Origin of the sequence: Mycobacterium sp. (assembly GCF_049647605.1) — a bacterium.
Taxonomy (GTDB): Bacteria; Actinomycetota; Actinomycetes; order Mycobacteriales; family Mycobacteriaceae; genus Mycobacterium.
This window is the reverse complement of record NZ_JBARXZ010000231.1, coordinates 39,925-55,098: the sequence shown is the minus strand read 5'-3', so window position 1 is coordinate 55,098 and position 15,174 is coordinate 39,925. Positions and strand designations below refer to the sequence as shown.

13 protein-coding genes are annotated in these 15,174 nt (G+C 66.6%); 7 read left to right on the top strand and 6 right to left on the bottom strand.

All coding sequences use genetic code 11. The annotated features are described in order from the left end of the window. Positions 1 to 121: 121 nt before the first annotated feature. Positions 122 to 2,887, top strand: a complete 2,766-nt coding sequence (locus tag WBB07_RS28500; RefSeq protein WP_526312946.1) for a helix-turn-helix transcriptional regulator — start codon at positions 122 to 124, stop codon at positions 2,885 to 2,887. Between the two features lie 32 nt (positions 2,888 to 2,919). Here the strand turns inward: WBB07_RS28500 and WBB07_RS28495 are convergent, their stop codons facing one another. The 3 genes from WBB07_RS28495 to WBB07_RS28485 are packed head-to-tail and all read right to left on the bottom strand — an operon-like array spanning position 2,920 to position 6,156. After that, positions 2,920 to 4,554, bottom strand: a complete 1,635-nt coding sequence (locus WBB07_RS28495) for an ABC transporter permease (protein WP_526312944.1) — start codon at positions 4,552 to 4,554, stop codon at positions 2,920 to 2,922. Then, a complete protein-coding gene (locus WBB07_RS28490) occupies positions 4,551 to 5,501 on the bottom strand; it encodes an ABC transporter ATP-binding protein (protein ID WP_526312942.1) in 951 nt (316 codons plus the stop codon). The genes WBB07_RS28495 and WBB07_RS28490 overlap by 4 nt, the downstream gene beginning before the upstream one ends. After that, a complete protein-coding gene (locus WBB07_RS28485) occupies positions 5,485 to 6,156 on the bottom strand; it encodes a TetR/AcrR family transcriptional regulator (protein ID WP_526312940.1) in 672 nt (223 codons plus the stop codon). Before WBB07_RS28485 ends, WBB07_RS28490 begins: the two co-directional genes overlap by 17 nt. 420 nt (positions 6,157 to 6,576) lie before the next feature. Between WBB07_RS28485 and WBB07_RS28480 the strand changes: the two genes are divergently transcribed. Beyond that, the gene (locus tag WBB07_RS28480; RefSeq protein ID WP_526312938.1) at positions 6,577 to 8,049 is read left to right on the top strand and encodes a hypothetical protein; all 1,473 of its coding nucleotides are present in this window, start codon (positions 6,577 to 6,579) and stop codon (positions 8,047 to 8,049) included. A gap of 36 nt (positions 8,050 to 8,085) precedes the next feature. On the opposite strand, the gene WBB07_RS28475 is transcribed toward WBB07_RS28480, so the two are convergent. Beyond that, positions 8,086 to 9,117, bottom strand: coding sequence for a class I SAM-dependent methyltransferase (locus tag WBB07_RS28475; RefSeq protein WP_526312936.1), 1,032 nt, complete (start codon positions 9,115 to 9,117; stop codon positions 8,086 to 8,088). 70 nt (positions 9,118 to 9,187) lie between these two features. Here WBB07_RS28475 and WBB07_RS28470 point away from each other — a divergent pair, with 70 nt between their 5' ends. Next, positions 9,188 to 9,727: a hypothetical protein gene (locus WBB07_RS28470; protein ID WP_526312934.1), complete on the top strand. Its 540-nt coding sequence runs from the start codon at positions 9,188 to 9,190 to the stop codon at positions 9,725 to 9,727. 10 nt (positions 9,728 to 9,737) lie between these two features. On the opposite strand, the gene WBB07_RS28465 is transcribed toward WBB07_RS28470, so the two are convergent. Next, complete coding sequence (locus WBB07_RS28465) at positions 9,738 to 10,403, bottom strand: O-methyltransferase (RefSeq protein WP_526312932.1); 666 nt, start codon at positions 10,401 to 10,403, stop codon at positions 9,738 to 9,740. Positions 10,404 to 10,711: 308 nt separating this feature from the next. On the opposite strand from WBB07_RS28465, the gene sigE reads away from it, so the two are divergent. From sigE to tatB, 4 genes are all read left to right on the top strand, one after another. Further along, entirely contained in the window at positions 10,712 to 11,350 is a 639-nt protein-coding gene (gene sigE, locus WBB07_RS28460) for an RNA polymerase sigma factor SigE (RefSeq protein ID WP_526312930.1), read from the top strand. 114 nt (positions 11,351 to 11,464) lie between these two features. Further along, complete coding sequence (rseA, locus tag WBB07_RS28455) at positions 11,465 to 11,869, top strand: anti-sigma E factor RseA (RefSeq protein ID WP_526312928.1); 405 nt, start codon at positions 11,465 to 11,467, stop codon at positions 11,867 to 11,869. Between the two features lie 102 nt (positions 11,870 to 11,971). Next, the gene (htrA, locus tag WBB07_RS28450) at positions 11,972 to 13,495 is read left to right on the top strand and encodes a serine protease HtrA (protein WP_526312926.1); all 1,524 of its coding nucleotides are present in this window, start codon (positions 11,972 to 11,974) and stop codon (positions 13,493 to 13,495) included. Position 13,496: 1 nt separating this feature from the next. After that, complete coding sequence (tatB, locus tag WBB07_RS28445; RefSeq protein ID WP_526312924.1) at positions 13,497 to 13,898, top strand: Sec-independent protein translocase protein TatB; 402 nt, start codon at positions 13,497 to 13,499, stop codon at positions 13,896 to 13,898. A 40-nt stretch (positions 13,899 to 13,938) separates the two neighbouring features. Here the strand turns inward: tatB and WBB07_RS28440 are convergent, their stop codons facing one another. Further along, the gene (locus WBB07_RS28440) at positions 13,939 to 15,075 is read right to left on the bottom strand and encodes a P-loop NTPase (protein ID WP_526312922.1); all 1,137 of its coding nucleotides are present in this window, start codon (positions 15,073 to 15,075) and stop codon (positions 13,939 to 13,941) included. Between the last annotated feature and the right edge of the window lie 99 nt (positions 15,076 to 15,174).

Below are 15,174 nucleotides of genomic sequence, written 5' to 3'. Positions count from 1 at the left end.
GAAACCCCGGGTCCCGGTCAGACCCGGGGCCCGGCAGACTTGCCCGCGGGCCCGTCGGGGTGGCCGTCCTTTCTGCGGCTAAGAGCCGCCGCCATCCCTCTGACGTGCCAAGATGGCGAATATGGGACCGGGGGGTACACGACGCGGCGCTCTGTTCGGACGCCAACGCGAGCAACAGCAACTGGCCGAATTGCTGGGGCTCGCGATGGTCGGTGGTAGCGGGGTACTTGTCATTCACGGGGACGCAGGTATCGGCAAGACTGCGCTTCTCGCCGATGTTCTCGCCACGGCCTCCGATGTTCACGCCATCCAGATCAGCGGGGCGGAATCGGAAATGGAATTGGCCTACGCCGGCGTGCAGCAGTTGTGCGCCTCGCTTCTCGGCCGAATCGACCGGTTACCCGACCCGCAGAAGAATGCAATACGGGTGGCGCTGGGACTGCGAGACGGTGATGCACCTGACCGCTTCCTGGTCGGCTTGGCGGTGCTGACGTTGCTCGGAGACGCCGGTGCCGAACGTCCCACCGTGTGCATCATCGATGATGCCCAGTGGGTCGACCGCGCGTCACTGCTGACCCTGGCGTTTGTGGCGCGCCGGCTGCTCGCCGACCCGGTGGTGATGATCTTCGCCGCCCGCAATCCCGGCGGCGAACCCGAATTGGCAGGGCTACCCGAACTGCACCTGGGCGGGATCGCCGACTCCGATGCCCGCGCACTGCTGAGCACGGTCATGCCAGGCCGACTCGACGAGACCACACGGGAGAACATCCTCGCCGAAGCAGCCGGAAATCCGCTGGCGTTGCTCGAATTGAACCGTGCGTTGGCGCCTGCACAGTTGGCAGGAGGCTATGGGCTGGCGACTGCAAAGCCGCTGGCGACGCGGATCGAGCGTTCCTTTGACCTGCGGCTGCGTGAACTTCCTTCGCAGACAAAGACTCTGCTGCTTCTTGCCGCGGCAGATCCGACCGGTGAGCCCGCGTGGTTGTGGGCGGCGGCGGGGCAGCTCGGAATCAGCGCAGACGCGACCGTCCCGGCCGAGCGGGCAGGCCTGATCACCGTCGAATCGCGCTTACGATTTCGTCATCCACTGGTGCGTTCCGCCGTCTACCGCAACGCCTCGCTGTCTGAGCGGCAGCAAGCGCATGCCGCGTTGGCAGACGTGATGGTCGGCCCCGCCGCCGACGAGCATCGCGTTTGGCATCGCGCGCACGCCACGAGTGCACCCGTTGAGTCGGTGGCCGTCGAGCTGGTGCAGTCAGCCGAGCGGGCCCGCCGCCGCGGTGGTGTTGCCGCGGCCGCAGAGTTCCTGGCGTATGCGGTCGACCTGACACCGGATCCGGTCCGGCGGGCCGAGCGAGCCCTGGATGCCGCCCAGGCCAAGCTGGACGCCGCCGACCCGGAGGCCGCCGCCAGCTTGCTGATCGCCCTGTCGGAAACTGACGACGAATTGCTCAGTGCGCGAGTGGATCTCTTGCGCGCCAAGATCGCCTTTGCGGTGCGTCGCGGTCGCGACGCACCGCCGCTGCTGTTGGCTGCAGCCGAACGGCTGCGCCCGCTGGACCCCGAACTCGCGCGAGAGACCTATCTCGAAGCGTTGATGGCGGCGATGATCGTCGGCCGCCTCTCCGCCGATGTGCACGTGTCCGCGGCAGCGATCGCCGAGTCGGCGCGGCGGGCGCCACCTCCATCCGATCCGCCCACAGCGGTCGACTTGTTCCTCGACGGGCTTGTCGTCCGGCTGACCGAAGGCCACAGCGCCGCCGTTCCGCTACTGAGGCGAGCCATTCAGGAGTACCTGCAGGAGGACAACACCGGCGCCGCGGATCCCCGCTGGCACGACATCACCAATCGAGTGCTGCTGGACCTGTTCGATCAAGACACCTACAGCGCACTCAATGCCCGCCAGCTCGAACTACTCCGGGCGGCGGGCGAGTTGACGGTGCTGCCGGCGGCGCTGACCACCTACGCCGGGGCGTGTGTCACGTCCGGCGACTTCACGCAGGCCGCTGGGTTACTCGAACAGTCCGACGCAATCTCCACCGCAACCGGTGCACCGCCGCACCGCTCCATCCGCAGCTATCTCGCCGCCTGCCGCGGCCAGGAGCAACTGTGCCGTGACTTCGTCCAGGCCACGATCGACGAGTCCACTGCACGCGGGGAGGGTACCGAGGTCACCATTGCGCTCTTCGCGGCGACAATCCTGCACACCGGACTCAGCCAATACGAGGAGGCATTTGCGGCGTGCACCTCGGCCCTGGAATACGACGACGTCGGTATGTGCGGCCATCTGCTGAACGAGCTGGTGGAGGCCGCCACCCGGTCCGGCAACATGCGCATCGCCGAAGCAGCGGCCGATCAGTTGATCGAGCGGGCGACCGCCAGCGCAACCACAACCGCGCTCGGGTACGCGGCCAGGGCGAAGGCCTTGACCAACACCGGAGCAGATGTGGAATCCGAATACCGTGAGGCGATAGCCCAATTGGAGCGCAGCCCGCTTGTTGTCCTGTTGGCGCGGACGCACCTGATCTACGGTGAGTGGCTGCGGCGCGCCAACCGCAGGTCGGAGGCGCGGGACCGGCTGCGTGTCGCCCACAGCATGTTCGTGCAGATCGGTGCAGCGGGTTTCGCGGAGCGGACTCGCCGCGAACTGCGGGCCGCCGGCGAAGCGCCCCGCAAGCGGGCCGAGCGACCGGCCGTCGAGCTCACGACTCAGGAGAGCTACATCGCCCGGCTGGCGGGTGAAGGCTATACCAACTCGGAGATCGCCGGGCATCTGTTCATCAGCCCGCGCACCGTGGAATGGCATCTCGGCAAGATCTTCGCCAAACTCGGTGTGACGTCCCGCCGCGATTTGAGGCGCCTGCGGGAAAGTGTTGACGGGCAGTGAATCGCCACTGCACCGCGGACCGCGACGTCTTGTCAGCGCAGATCTCGCCGTCGAAAAGCGAGTAACCCGACTGCGATCAGTGCGGCGTCGATCAACAGCAGCCACATCAGCGGCGCGGCAGCTGATGTCGCCGAACCGATCCGGGGCACATGGCCGAACGGTTCGAGGTCGAGAAGCCATTGCGGGGCACCTGACAGCGACCCCAACAGATACACGGCGATGAGCCCAACCAGGACACCCCAAGCCGCTGGAGCAAAGCGGGGGAGCACCCCGAACAAGGCGACGCCGACGCCGGCCAACAGCCATACCGCAGGAAGCTGAACAGCCGCGGTGGCGACCACATTCGGCAGCTTGCCCGCCAGGTCGCCGGCTGCCAGTCCATAACTGAATCCGGCAACCAACCCCGAGATCAGCATGGCCACCGACGTACCCGCCAACACGATCATGAGATGACCGGCCAACCAACGGATCCTGCTCACCGCGCCGGCGAGTAGTGTCTCCGCCCGCTGGCTGTTCTCCTCCTGGTGCAACCGCAAGGTCAGCGACACCGCGAAGGCCGCGGCGACCATGGCGAGCATGTTGAACGCCACCGCGATGAACGCCGCCTCCATCTCCGTCGTGCCGCCCAGTCTGATCACGATGTCCTGAGCAAGTTGGCTGTTGCCGATCTCGTCTCCGATGCCGTGGACCACGCTGCCGATCAGCAGGCCGTAGAGCGACAACCCGACGGTCCACAGCAGCAGCGCACCGCGATCCAGCCGCCAGGCCAGCCCTACCGGCCCGTGCAGCGTGGACGAAGCCGATCCGCGTCCGGGACGTTCGGCGATCAGACCCGCCCCGACGTCGCGGTGATTCAGCAGCACATAAGCGATGACCGTCAGCACCATTGCCGTCGAGAGGTGCAGCGCCAGCACCCACCACCGATCTCCGGCGAAGGGCCGCACCAGCAAGGACCAACCCAGTGGGGAAAGCCAGGACAGGCCGGCCGCGCCCGCGTCGCCGACCGCACGCACGGTGAACGCTGCGGCGAGTACGGAAAACGCTGCGCCCCTGGCGAACCGCGCGCTCGGGGAGATCTGTGCAGCTACCGCGGCCACCGCCGTGAACACCAGCCCGGACCCGATCAGCGCCAGGCAGAACGCCAGCGAGCCGGCGACCGGGACATCGACGAAGAGCAGCCCGACGAAGCCGATCAGGCCGGTCAGCATGGCCGCTCCGGAGGCCAGCACCAGCGCTGCGGTCAGCCCGGCGCAACGGCCCACCACTGTCGAATCGAGGAGGTCGGTGCGGCCGGACTCCTCGTCGGCGCGGGTATGCCGGATGACGGTGAGGATCACCGCCACCGCGATCAGCACATGGAACATCCCGGCTTTCCAGATACCCACGGCGCCCAGGCTGTCGCTGTAGATGTTGCCGTAGAGGGCCCGCTGGGCGGGGCTGGCCATCACCGCTGCGGCAAAGATCGTCCGATCGGCTGCGGAGGGGTATACCGCTTCGATGCTGCCGACATACACGGTGGACAGAGGCACCGACAACAGCAGAATCCACAGCGGAGCCACCACCCGGTCCCGACGCAGATACAGCCGAAGCAGGTCAGTGGTGCCGGTGAAGCTGGAGGTGCGCGGCGCAGCGCGGTGGGCGGGTCGGTCGATCGTTGCGGTACTCATGCGAGAGTCCTCGGCGAATCATGCTGCACTGCGGCTGTTTTCCCGTTCTCGCTGTAGTGGCGCAGGAACAGGTCTTCGAGCGTCGGCGGCTGGCTTGTCAGGCTCTTCACACCGGCTTCGCCCAGGACCCTGATCAGTTCACCGAGACTTTCGCTGTCTACCTGGGCGCGCAGCGTGTGCCCGTCGACGCTGGCGTCCTCCACTCCCTTGATTCGGGAGATGTCACCTGGGTCGCCGATCATCTCTGCCTTGATCGATGTCCGGCTCAGGTGCCGCATCGACTCCAGCGTGCCGCTCTCGACGGCCTTGCCGGCGCGAATGATCGTGACTCGCCGGCACAGTGCTTCGGTTTCGGCGAGGATGTGGCTGGACAGCAGGACCGTGACACCACGTTCCTGTACTTCGGCGACACATTGCCGAAAGACGTTCTCCATCAGCGGGTCAAGTCCGCTGCTGGGTTCGTCGAGGAGCAGTAACCTGGCGTGCGACGAGAAGGCGGATATCAGCGACACCTTTTGCCGGTTGCCTTTGGAGTAGGTCCGGGCCTTCTTGCGCGGATCGAGGGCGAAGCGTTCGATGAGTTCGTTGCGGCGGGCAGTGTCGATGCCGCCGCGCATGCGCGCCAGCAGGTCGATGGTCTCGCCGCCGGTCAGTGTTGGCCAGAGTGTGACATCGCCTGGAACATAGGCGATCTGGCGGTGTAGTTCCACGGCGTCGGACCACGGGTCGCCACCCAGGAGTGTCGCGTGGCCCCCGTCGGCTCTGATCAGGCCCAGCAGAATTCTGATGGTGGTGGATTTACCGGCGCCGTTGGGTCCGAGGAACCCATGCACCTCACCTTCGGCAACCGTGAGATCGAGCCCGTTCAGCGCCGTGACGGCACCGAATCGTTTGGTCAGTCCTTGAATTTCGATGGCGGGGTGCGTGGTGTCAGGCTGTGCCGACATCGTCTTCTCCTTCTGTTGTTGTCTTGATGGGGAGGCCTTGCCGAAACTGGTCGGCAAACGTGTCGTACATCGTGTGATCGGCCAGTAGGCCGTCGCTGTAGATCTCGAGAGCAGGCAGTGTCATGTCCTGCATGTAGTCGTGCAGAACGGCGCGCATGTCCGCGGGATTGCCGTGCAACTGCAGGTACAGCAGGAACGCGCCACCACTGGTCATTGCGATGAACCTGGCGCGCGCCTTGGGATCCCGGGAGGGTTTGAGGGTGCCGGCGCGGACGCCCTCTTCGAGATATGTCTCCGCGTTGTCGATCATGGTGCGCCACAGTGACTTTGCGAGGTCGCTGCCGGACTGCAGGCTGCGCACCAAGTAGGACATGGCTGGAGCGAAGTCTTCCACCTCGGTCAGCTGGGACAGCCAGGTCGCCGGATCATGGGTCTTCAGTGACTCTGACTTGGCGCTGCGAATCAATTCGGCGACGTGGGCGTCGCAGGCCTGACGCAACCCGTCCTTGGAGCCGAAGTGGTGAATGACCAGGCCCGGGCTGACCGCAGCCGCGTCGGCGATCGAGCGCACTCCGACACCGAAACCGTGTTCGCCGAACTGGGAGATCGCCGCGTCGCGGATTCGTGCTGTCGCCGTCATGTCGATTGAACGCATGTTTAGAATACTAAACGCGTGTTCAGTGAGTATCAAGTAGTTGACAGTGATTTGCTGAGTGTTCGCTGTGGCGGTTTTCGGGGTGCCCATTTTTGCATTCAAGAGAATCATCGTTATTTGTGGCTGGACGCGCCAGGAACGGACGGCGGGCTGACCTAGGGGCGGGTTCTTGCGCCTTCCAGCCCTATTGCCTGCCGATAAGCCGCTGCAGCCCCTTGGGGTTCGGGTGCGGGACGGTACGTGGGAACGGCGATGTGCGTGGCGAATCCAATTATGTAAATAACATATTCAAATTCGACCTCGAGTTGCGCGGTTTGCTGTTACGTTGCTGAAAGCGCGCGTAACCACACACTGTCGTGGAGGAGACGTCTGGCCATGTCGAAGCATTCGAAGAGTTCCGTCACATGCCGTCGACCACTGGTGACCACGGCGGTTGGTGCAGGCTTGGTCCTCGGAGCGCCGGCGGCGGCCGTGCTGGGTTCAGCCGGCACCGCGGCAGCCGCGCCACAGGCCGCCGAAGTGGTGTGTCTCCTGCAGGTCGACTGCCCTTCGACGCCGCCGAATTCGATGTTCGGGACGGCTGCCTCGGCGCCGACGCCGCCCGGCCTGGCGACCGCGACCGTGTCCCTCGCCGGCCAATTCGAGGCCCTGCTCGACATCGCCGGCCTGATCCCAGGCCTCAACGTTTTCATCGGCAACGCACCCGACGCCGTCCTCCCCGGCATGAACGGCGGCAACGGCGGCATTCTCTTCGGTCGCGGCGGTAACGGCGCCAGCAGCCTGCTCGGCGGTGACGGCGGCAACGGTGGCAATGGCGGATTGTTCTGGGGCAGCGGCGGTAACGGCGGTGACGGCACCTTCGGCGGCAATGGCGGCCGTGGCGGCGATGCCGGGCTCTTTGCGCTGTTCGGCAATGGCGGAAGCGGTGGAAACGGCGGCGACGGGGTCCACGGCCTGCTATTGGCGCCGAACACTGCAGGTGGCAACGGCGGAGCCGGTGGCAGTGCCGGCTTCCTCGGCCTCTTCGGAAACGGCGGCGACGGCGGAAACGGCGGTAAGGGGGTTGCCGGCAACGACACGCTGGTGAACCCGGTTCTCGGGGGAGTCCCCGGCACCTACGGCGGATTGACTCTGGAACCCGGCGCCGATGGCGGCAACGGCGGTAACGGCACCGGCATCGGGATCCTGGGGGTCGGTGGCACCGGCGGCTCGGGCGGCTCGTACGTCGTGGTCAACGGTGATGGCGGCAACGGCGGCAATGGTGGGGACGGGTCTGCGGGAGGTGGTGCCGGCGGTAACGGCGGCCTCGGTGGCTCGTCCGTGGCGATCCTCGGTGCCTCCACCGGTGGTCGTGGTGGTGCCGGCGGTGACGGTGGCGACGGCCAGGCCGGTGGAAACGGCACGGCGGGAGGTGCCGGTGGCAGCGGGGGTAGCGCCGGGATCTTCGGCCGCGGCGGCAACGGTGGCGACGGCGCACGCGGCGGCGACGGTGGCAAGAGCACCACGATCGGCGGTTCCGGCGGGTTGGGCGGTGCCGGAGGATCGGCCACCGGTCTTGTCGGCCTCGGCGACACCACCGGAGGTGATGGTGGTGACGGCGGCAACGGCGGTGATGGCGGAGCCGGGGGCCGCGGTGGTGACGGAGGTAAGGCAGGTGCGGCGGGTGGTTCCGGATTGTTCGGCTCCGGAGGCACCCGTGGTTCCACGGGTAAAGGCGGAAAGGGCGGGGCCGGTAGCCCATTCGGTGGTCTGGGCGGCGCCGGTGGGCTCGGCGGTGCCGGCCTGTCCATCGGCGGGAACACCGGCAAGGCCGGCAAAGCCGGGAAGGCCGGAAATGCCGGCGCGTCCGGAGCCGACGGCACCGATGGCGGAAACGCCGGCGGCAACGGCTGAGAAACCTCGGGCTCACCCGGTGCGACCGGGCCGCGACTACATCCGGCGGTACACCCGCCAACGCATCTCGACGGGGCAAGCGTCACGGTTGAGATCGAACAGATCTCGCCCGCTGACCCAATCGGAGTACCAGCTCGTCGGCGGCCAGGCGCCGTCGGGCAGATTGGCCTCCTCGTACTCGTGGACCGAATCGTCCCCGGCTGGAATCAGCGGCAATCCCGCTGCTGCCATGGCCAATTCGTCTTCGGTGAAGATACTGGTGTACACCTGCTGGCCGAGCTCGCGGGCGGCGGCATCGGGGGTGTACCCCGCCTTGGCGAGGAACACGTTGAACAGCAACTGGCCGCCGGCTGCCAGGCACCCGGCTGCCAGCTCGAACACCCCCCGTAGCTGTTGAAGCGAGCGGAAGTCCGAGACCACCTCGGAGAGCAGGATCAGCTGGTAATCGGGTCGCAGTTCACCGGTTGTCGCAAAGACGTCGCCGTGGATGACCCGGACGTTCAGGGCCTCGGTCCTGGCCTGCTCTGCAATTTGCTCGGCGAACTTGGGGGTCAGCTCGACGGCGTCGACCGGATGTCCCCGGCGCGCCAGCGCCAGCGCATTGCGTCCGGTGCCGGCCCCGATGTCGAGCACCGGGGATGCCGCTGGGGCGCCTGCCTGACCGGCTGCCGCCCATACCCGTGCGTCGGGTTCGGTTCCGAACAGGGGAGGTTTGCGGGTGCTGATCCAGTTCTCGTATGCCTTGTCCAGTGACCACCACTCGATGTTGATCTCGTAGTTCAGCAGTGAGGCCGCAGATGCGCTGTAGGACACCACGATCGAGGACCGCGGTGACTTGGCGAAAGCTTCGTCCAACTGGCGCTGCAACAGCTCGCGTAACTGGTTGAGTTCCTCCGGGCTGAATTCGCGGCCGATATCGGCGAACACGTTGCCGCAGGTCGCTACGTAGTCGTCGATCATGCTCGGGACCGCGGGCACCGTGATCTGTCCCGTCGAGGCAGTGCGCCGAGCCAGCTTTCGTGACAGGGCCTCGCTCAGTGGTGCGGAACTGCCGTGTGATTTGACCATCGGGTCTTTTGCTACACCACAAGCTCGGCGTCCGCAATCCGTACCTCATCCCGCCCGCTACTATCTGCGCATGGGGGATGTCACATCGAACCGTGAAGAACTTGCCGGCGCACCGACTGTCGAGCAGCGAGCACAGCCGGGGACGGCGCTGGCTGTCGCCGCGTTGGTGATCGCCGTGCTCGCGGTGGCGCTGGCAGGCTGGACCTTGGTGACCCGGGATGCCGCCGAGACCGCGGCGCCCGTCGAGGAATCCGAGGTCGTGACCATCGATCCAGCCGCCTCGAAGACACGGGTGTGCACAGCTTTCGAGACGGTCACCAGGGCGGTGCAGTTGCAGACCAACGGCAACCTCGGTCCGGAACCGGTGGCTCAGATGGCCGTGGCCGCCAACGCTCGGCTGTCACTACTTGGCGGCGGCATGTATTTGGCCGCTCAGATCGACGAGGGCACGGCCGAGGATCTGGCCGAACCGGCACGGGAATTCGCCGACGTCCTGCAGGTGATCGGGATGAACGCGCTCACCGGGGTGACCAATCAGGACGCCGCTCAGCAGGGCAGATTGACCCAGGGCGAGCAACTCCGCCAGAGGATCGTCGCTCTCTGCGCCTAGTTGCGGCAGATCACTCGCGGGCGGCGGCCAGGATGCCGTCGCCCAGCGGGATGATCACCGGGGTCAGGCGTTCGTCCTCGGCGATGAGCCGGGCCGCTTCCCGCACCGCGGACACCTCGGCGTCGTGGGCGGCGGGGTCGCCGGCGCGGCCGCCGAGCGCGGCACGGTGCACCACGATCACGCCACCGGGTTTCAGCAATCTGATTCCCTCGACGACAAAGTCCGGCTGATCGCCCGGATCGGCATCGATGAACACCAGGTCGTAGGACTCGTCGGCGAGCCGGGTGAGTACCTCTTGGGCGCGCCCGCTGATCAACCGGGTGCGCGAGGGGCCGATCCCGCCCTCGGCGAATGCCTGCTTGGCAAGGCGCTGATGTTCGGGCTCGATGTCGATCGTGGTCAGTACGCCGTCGGGACGCATACCCGACAGCAGCCACAAACCGCTGACGCCGGCGCCGGTACCCACTTCGACGACGGCCTTGCCGCCGCTCAACCTGGCCAGCAGGCTCAAGAGGGCGCCGACAGCGGGGCTGACCGCACCGGCACCGATGTCGAGGGCTCGTTCGCGGGCGGCGACCAGCACCGCGTCCTCGGAGATCGCCCCCTCGGCGTGCGAGACGATCGATTCGGCCGTGTTGGTCGGGCCCTGACCTGATGTTCCATCTGCGGAGGCCATGCCCGCAGCGTAGAGGGGCGGGTGAGTGCGGCATCGCAGGCGCGCGGGTATCTGGGCCAGGCGTCCGACACGCCCGGCCGACACGCCGATCTGGAGCGCCTTTTGTGCTGGCTATGAGGGGTGACACACTCATTCTCAGCTAAAGTTCAGGTAGCTCATATGCCGACCACACGCCCATGCACGACGGTGTGGGGATGGAACTCGGCGGTCGCTGGTCCGGGAATAGCGCGCACCCCTCGGGCGTTCCCAGTCATGTCGATCTGTCGGGTCCATCCGGCAGCACAGATCAGGAGGATTCGACGACCACGATGACGGCGCCGAACAGCATGTCGCACGTCGCAGTACAGGCCGAGGCCGATTGGGTTGAACCCACGGACGAGTTGCAGGGCACCGCAGTATTCGATGCCACCGGCGACAAGGCCAATATGCCGTCGTGGGACGAACTGGTACGTCAGCACGCCGATCGCGTCTATCGCCTGGCGTACCGCCTCTCGGGTAATCAACACGATGCCGAGGACCTGACCCAGGAAACCTTCATCCGGGTATTCCGCTCGGTGCAGAACTACCAGCCTGGAACCTTCGAGGGCTGGCTGCATCGCATCACCACCAACCTCTTCCTCGATATGGTCCGCCGCCGCAGCCGTATCCGGATGGAAGCGCTGCCGGACGACTATGACCGGGTGCCGGCCGACGAGCCCAACCCCGAGCAGATCTACCACGACTCCCGACTGGGGCCCGACCTGCAGGCAGCGCTGGATTCGTTGCCTCCGGAGTTCCGCGCCGCCGTGGTCCTGTGCGATATCGAAGGTCTGTCCTACGAAGAGATCGGCGCCACGCTCGGCGTCAAGCTCGGTACGGTTCGCAGCCGTATCCACCGTGGTCGTCAAGCATTGCGTGAGTTCCTGGCGGCGCATCCGCAGGTTGACGCATCCGTAAATTCTGCCTGACAAGACCGTCCGTTGCGGTACCCGAAACCGGTCGGCGAGGTACATTGTTAAGGAAATGATTAAAGGCAGTTCTGACTGCCTGAACTCGCGCGGGTACCGGAAGGGGCGGGGTGAATGAGCGATCGGGGACACGTCTTCCGGCGAGCGTTCTCGTGGCTTCCCACACACTTCGCATCACAGAGTTCCGCTCCGGTGGGTGCCCCCCGACAGTTCGGCTCCACTGAGCATCTCTCCATCGAAGCCATCGCCGCATTTGTCGACGGCGAGCTGCGGATGAACGCGCATCTGCGCGCGGCACACCACCTGTCTCTTTGCGCTGATTGCGCCGGCGAGGTCGACGCACAGCGTCAGGCCCGCGAGGCGCTGCGCGACTCCTGCCCCATCCACATACCCAGCGGATTGCTCGGCGCGTTGTCGCAGATTCCCCACGCACCGGTGACCCCGCCCGACGATGCCGCCGACCGGATCGCCGATCAGTTGGCAGACGACACGACGCGTTCCCGCCGTCGCCGCCGGTAGGGTGGATGGGGCCGAGTCCGTCGTATGACAGGCTCGCGATCGCAGTATGAGATGTCGGTGATCCGTGGCTCGTAACCCGAGCGCCCCCAGAATGAGGATGACGTGAGTTCGAACCAGGACAACTCAGGCCACGGGTCCACTGGCCCTCGGTTGGCGCCACGTCCCGTTTCGAGGCCGCCGGTCGACGACGCACAGCGCCGGGCATTCGGGAGGCCCGACGGGGTGGACGGCTCATTTGTCTCCAAGGACGTCCGCCCGAAGAAGTTCCGCGACGGCGCCGAGTTCGAGCCACGCGACCTGCCACCGGATCCCGTGCTGGCCGAAGCCTTCGGTCGTCCCTATCTGAACGGCGACTCGCTGCAGCGGCATCCCGTGGATGCCGGCGCGCTCGACGCCGAAGAACAAGCCCGGAAAAACGGATCTGGTCCAGACGCTGCGGAGGACCCGTGGCGTGACCCGGCTGCGGCCGCGTCGCTGGGAACGCCGGCCGTGGTGCAGGCGCCCCCGCAGCAGGTCGTCGCCCCGATCGGCAAGCTCGGCGTCCGTGACGTGCTGTTCGGCGGCAGGGTGTCCTACGCCGCGCTGGCGGTGCTGGCGATCATCGCGCTGGTGATCGGCGTGGCCGGCGGCTGGGTCGGCCGGAAGACCGCTGAGGTGGTGCAGGCCTTCACGACGTCGAAGATCACCCTGGAGACCAACGGCAGCGCTGATCTGCCGCCGGGCCAGATCGCCATGGTGGCGGCATCGGTGGCCGATTCGGTGGTGACCATCGAAGCCAAGAGCGACAACGGCGGCGCCCAGGGTTCGGGTGTGGTGATCGACGGTCGCGGCTACATCGTCACCAACAACCACGTCATCTCCGAAGCTGCCACCAACCCGAGTCAGTGGAAGATGTCGGTGGTCTTCAATGACGGCAAGTCGGTGCCGGCCAATCTGGTGGGCCGCGACCCCAAAACGGATCTGGCGGTACTGAAGGTCGACAACGTCGACAACCTCACCGTGGCCCGCCTCGGTGACTCCGATGACGTCGTGGTCGGTGAAGAAGTGATCGCCGCGGGCGCCCCCCTGGGCCTGCGCAGCACCGTCACCTCGGGAATCGTCAGCGCATTGCACCGGCCGGTGCCGTTGTCCGGGGACGGTTCCGACACCGACACCGTGATCGACGCGATCCAGACCGACGCCTCCATCAACCACGGCAACTCCGGTGGCCCGCTGATCAACATGGAGTCGCAGGTCATCGGAATCAACACCGCGGGCAAGTCGCTGTCGGACAGCGCCAGCGGTCTCGGCTTCGCGATCCCGGTCAACGAGGTCAAGCAGGTCGCCGAGTCGTTGATCCGGGACGGCAGGATCAGCCATCCGACGCTGGGCCTGTCGGCTCGCTCGGTCAGCAACGATCTGGCCTCGGGCGCGCAGGTGGCCAACGTCCGCGCCGGCAGCCCGGCGGAGCGAGCGGGCATTCTCGAGAACGATGTTGTGGTCAAGGTCGGGCCTCGCAATGTCGCCGACGCCGATGAGTTCATCGTGGCGGTTCGTCAGCTGCCGATCGGCCAGGACTCGCCGATCGAGGTGATGCGCGACGGTCGTCGCGTGACGCTCATGGTCAACCCGACCCCGGACAACTGACGTGTTCGCCAATGTCGGCTGGGGCGAGATGTTGCTCTTGGTCATCATCGGACTTGTGGTGCTGGGGCCGGAGCGGCTCCCCGGCGCCATCCGATGGACTGCCGGCGCGGTACGGCAGGCCCGGGACTACGTCAGTGGCGCCACATCTCAACTGAAGCAGGATCTCGGTACGGATTTCGACGATCTCCGGGAACCGCTGTCGGAACTGCAGAAATTGCGCGGGATGACGCCCCGTGCGGCGCTCACCAAACACCTTCTCGACGGCGATGATTCGGTGTTCACCGGGAAGTTGGACGACAAGTCCACCCGCAATACCGGCAAGCCCGCCGACCCACCCGCATCCTCGACGCCGCCGCCGGCAGCACCCCCGGCGGTCACCCCGTTCGACCCCGACGCCACCTGACGCGCTCGAACTCACGCCTCGGCGGGGTCGGGGTATGAGCTCAGCGGCGGGTGGTGTCCAAGCCGAGCGACATGCCGGCCAGCCCACGCCGCCGTGACGACAAGGAATCGGCGATCCCACGGAGTTCCTTGCCGGCGGCGGAATCCGGGGCGCTGAGCACCAGCGGCACTCCGGAGTCGCCGGCGGCGACCAGCGCCGGGTCCAGTGGAACCTGACCCAGCAGCGGAACGTCTGCGCCGACGGAACGCGACAGGCTTTCAGCGACCTGACGTCCGCCGCCTTCACCGAAAATCTGCATAGTGGTGCCGTCGGGAAGCACCAGCCCCGACATGTTCTCCACCACGCCGACGACGCGCTGCCGCGTCTGCAGTGCGATCGCACCGGCGCGTTCGGCGACTTCGGCGGCGGCCAGCTGCGGGGTCGTCACGACCAGGATCTCGGCGCCGGGAATCAGCTGAGCCACCGAGATCGCCACGTCACCGGTACCCGGCGGCAGATCCAGCAGCAGGACGTCCAAATCGCCCCAGTACACGTCGGCGAGGAACTGCTGCAGCGCGCGGTGCAGCATCGGCCCGCGCCAGACCACCGGAGTGTTGCCCTGGGTGAACTGGGCGATCGAGATGACCTTCACGTCGTGGGCGACCGGCGGCACGATCATCGATTCGACCTGGGTGGGCCGGTCGGTGGTGCCCATCATCCGGGGCACGGAGTGGCCGTAGATATCGGCGTCGAGCAGCCCGACCGACAAGCCACGGGCTGCCATCGCGGTGGCGAGGTTGACGGTCACACTGGACTTGCCGACGCCGCCTTTCCCGGAAGCCACCGCGTACACCCGGGTCAGCGAGCCCGGCTGAGCGAACGGAATGACCGGCTCAGCGGAGTCGCCGCGGAGCTGTTTGCGCAGCTCGGTGCGTTGCTCGTCGTTCATCACATCCAGGGTGACGGTGACGGCGCCGGTGCCGGGGACATCGGCGACGGCCTGCGTGACCCGTTCGGTGATCTCGGTCTTCTTCGGGCAGGCGGAGGTGGTCAGGTAGATCTCGACGTGGACCGCGGCATCGGGTCCGACGTCGATGGACTTGACCATGTTGAGTTCGGTGATCGGACGCCGCAGCTCCGGGTCGATCACTTTGCCCAGTGCCACGCGGATCGCGGAGGTGAGGTCGCTTTGAGACATATCACCGCTGAGTGTATGCCGCCCGTCGCCGAGGCGATCAGACCTCACGCATCGAGTGTCACTCCAGGGCGCAAATCGGGCCGTCAAACCCGCCCTGGA

Excerpts from the sequence above, each read along its gene's own strand:
- sigE (WP_526312930.1), top strand. The coding sequence starts at position 10,712 with ATGACGGCGCCGAACAGCATGTCGCACGTCGCAGTACAGGCCGAGGCC.
- WBB07_RS28500 (WP_526312946.1), top strand. The coding sequence starts at position 122 with ATGGGACCGGGGGGTACACGACGCGGCGCTCTGTTCGGACGCCAACGC.
- WBB07_RS28470 (WP_526312934.1), top strand. The coding sequence starts at position 9,188 with ATGGGGGATGTCACATCGAACCGTGAAGAACTTGCCGGCGCACCGACT.
- WBB07_RS28490 (WP_526312942.1), bottom strand. The coding sequence starts at position 5,501 with ATGTCGGCACAGCCTGACACCACGCACCCCGCCATCGAAATTCAAGGA.
- WBB07_RS28440 (WP_526312922.1), bottom strand. The coding sequence starts at position 15,075 with ATGTCTCAAAGCGACCTCACCTCCGCGATCCGCGTGGCACTGGGCAAA.
- WBB07_RS28465 (WP_526312932.1), bottom strand. The coding sequence starts at position 10,403 with ATGGCCTCCGCAGATGGAACATCAGGTCAGGGCCCGACCAACACGGCC.
- WBB07_RS28485 (WP_526312940.1), bottom strand. The coding sequence starts at position 6,156 with ATGCGTTCAATCGACATGACGGCGACAGCACGAATCCGCGACGCGGCG.
- rseA (WP_526312928.1), top strand. The coding sequence starts at position 11,465 with ATGAGCGATCGGGGACACGTCTTCCGGCGAGCGTTCTCGTGGCTTCCC.
- WBB07_RS28495 (WP_526312944.1), bottom strand. The coding sequence starts at position 4,554 with ATGAGTACCGCAACGATCGACCGACCCGCCCACCGCGCTGCGCCGCGC.
- WBB07_RS28475 (WP_526312936.1), bottom strand. The coding sequence starts at position 9,117 with ATGGTCAAATCACACGGCAGTTCCGCACCACTGAGCGAGGCCCTGTCA.